Raw genomic sequence first — 2,094 nt, forward strand, 5'->3', positions numbered from 1 at the left:
AGCGGCGGCGCCGCGCCCTCACGTCCGCACGGCGCGTCGCCAGGCGGCGGGCGTGCAGCCCGCGAGGCGGGCGAACACGCGGGTCAGATGTTCCTGATGCGCGAAACCGCAGTCGAGTGCCACGTCCGCGATCGGCCGGTCGGTGGCGCGCAGCAGCACCTGTGCCCGCTCCACGCGCAGGCGCATCAGATAGCGGTGCGGCGGCAGCCCCGTCGCCGCGCGGAAGCCGCGGGCGAAATGCGACGCCGACAATCCCGCGACCGCCGCGAGGTCATCGAGGCCGAGCGGCGCCTGCAGCCGGGCTGCCATTGCCTCGCAGACCCGTGCCACCGTCGCGCGCGGCAGCGCCCCGCGGACGGGGGAGGCGGCGCGCGTCCCGGCCCGCGATGAATGGCGGCGGAGCAGTCGCGCCGCCAGCGCCCGCGCCAGCGTGTCGGCATAGACCGGGGTGCCCGGCTCGTCCGCGTCGAGCGCCTCGCCCAGCCCGATCATGAGCTGTTCGATCAGCGCGTCCTGCTCGCCCAGGCGCGGCACCAGCGACAGATGCGCCGGATCGCCCGCGCCGGACTCGGCCGCCACCTCGCGCAGCACGGAGTCCCGGACATAGACGTGCAGGCTCTCCAGCCGTCCCTCCAGCCGGACGCCGAAATCCATCCCGCCCGGCAGGATGAACAGCCCGCCCGGGGGCACCGTCCGATGCCGGCGCGCGGCGCCCAGCACGCGGCCGACGCCCACCGGCCCGTCGCGGTGCAGGATCACGAGATGGTCGGGCACGGCGCGGTACTCGTCCTCGTACGGGCGCTCGCGCTGCAGCGACGCATAGGCCGAGCGCCAGCCCAGCGCGTCGCTCGCCGCGTGGATCACGTGCTCGTCCCGCCACAAGATGCCGTGCGTCTCGCCGACGCCGAATGTCCCTTCGGCTGCCGCCATGCGCGTCCCTCCCCGATCGGGGAACGCTAGCCTGCCGGCGCGTCGCGGGCGAGCAGGTCGAGAAAGGCGCGCGCCGCCGGCCCCGGCGGACGGTCGGGCAGGGCGAGCAGCGACAGGGTCCGCACGACGTCGAATCCCTCCACCGCCAGCACCGCGAGGCGGCCGAGCGCGATCTGATCCGCCGCCGCCGCCGCCGAGACGATGGCGAGGCCGAACCCCGCCGCCACCACCTGCTTGATCGCCTCCGTGCTGCCGATCTCCAGCCGTCGCCCGCCCGCGAGGCCGAGGGCTGCGAGCGCCGCCCGCGCGACGTCGCCGGTACCCGAGCCGACCTCGCGCAGGATGAACGTCTCGTCCGCCAGCCGCGCCGCCGGCACCGGGGCGCCGGCCAGGACCAGCGGATGCGACGGCGCGGCGATCACGGCCATGCGGTCCGCGCGCCAGGCCGTCGCCGTCACGGCGGGATGCACCGCCGGCCCCTCCACCAGCGCCACGTCGATCGCCCGCGCGATCAGCGCCTCGGCGATCGCCCGGCTGTTGGCGCTCGTCAGATGCAGGTCGATCCCCGGATGGGCGGCCGCGAAGGCGGCGATGGGGCGGGCCAGCATATAGGTGGCGATCGTCGTGCTGGCCCCGACCGACAGCCGCCCCCGGCGTATGCCGCGCAGGGCGGCCAGATCGTCCTCGGCGTCGCGCTCCGCCGCGAACAGGGTCGCGGCGCGCGCCGCGAGCACGGCCCCCGCCTCGGTCAGCGCGACGCCGCCCGGGCCGCGCTCCAGCAGGCGCAGACCAAGCTGGCCTTCCAGCTCGCGCACCCCCTTGGATACCGCCGGCTGGCTGACATGCAGCGCCTCCGCGGCGCGGGAGAAGCTGCGCGCGGCGACCACGGCGGCGAACAGGCGCAGCAGATGCAGGTTGATGGCCATAACCACACATTATGCGCGCGTGAGGACAATGTATTGGCGTTATTGCCACGAAGGCACCTTTTCTGTCGCCGCGTCCTGTCCGCCGGTGAAGGAACCGCCCCGTGCATATCCGTCCGATCACGCCGACCCGCCCCATCCCCGCCTCCACGCGGCCCGCCGCCGGGCTACTGCCCGGCCTGCTGCTGTCGCTCGCCGTCACCGCCGCCGCCTGGGCGGCGCAGGCGGCGGAGGCGCGGCT

Annotated in this window: 2 protein-coding genes; both read right to left on the reverse strand. The window is 75.4% G+C overall.

What is annotated here, in order from left to right; all coding sequences use genetic code 11:
• Window positions 1-18: 18 nt before the first annotated feature.
• Window positions 19-930 (reverse strand): helix-turn-helix domain-containing protein, encoded by a 912-nt coding sequence (locus B8460_RS13155; RefSeq protein ID WP_048862062.1) that lies wholly within the window; start codon window positions 928-930, stop codon window positions 19-21.
• 26 nt (window positions 931-956) lie between these two features.
• Entirely contained in the window at window positions 957-1,856 is a 900-nt protein-coding gene (locus B8460_RS13160; protein WP_199445644.1) for a LysR family transcriptional regulator, read from the reverse strand.
• Window positions 1,857-2,094: the final 238 nt, after the last annotated feature.

This window comes from Acidisphaera rubrifaciens HS-AP3 (assembly GCF_000964365.1).
GTDB classification, from domain to species: domain Bacteria; phylum Pseudomonadota; class Alphaproteobacteria; order Acetobacterales; family Acetobacteraceae; genus Acidisphaera; species Acidisphaera rubrifaciens.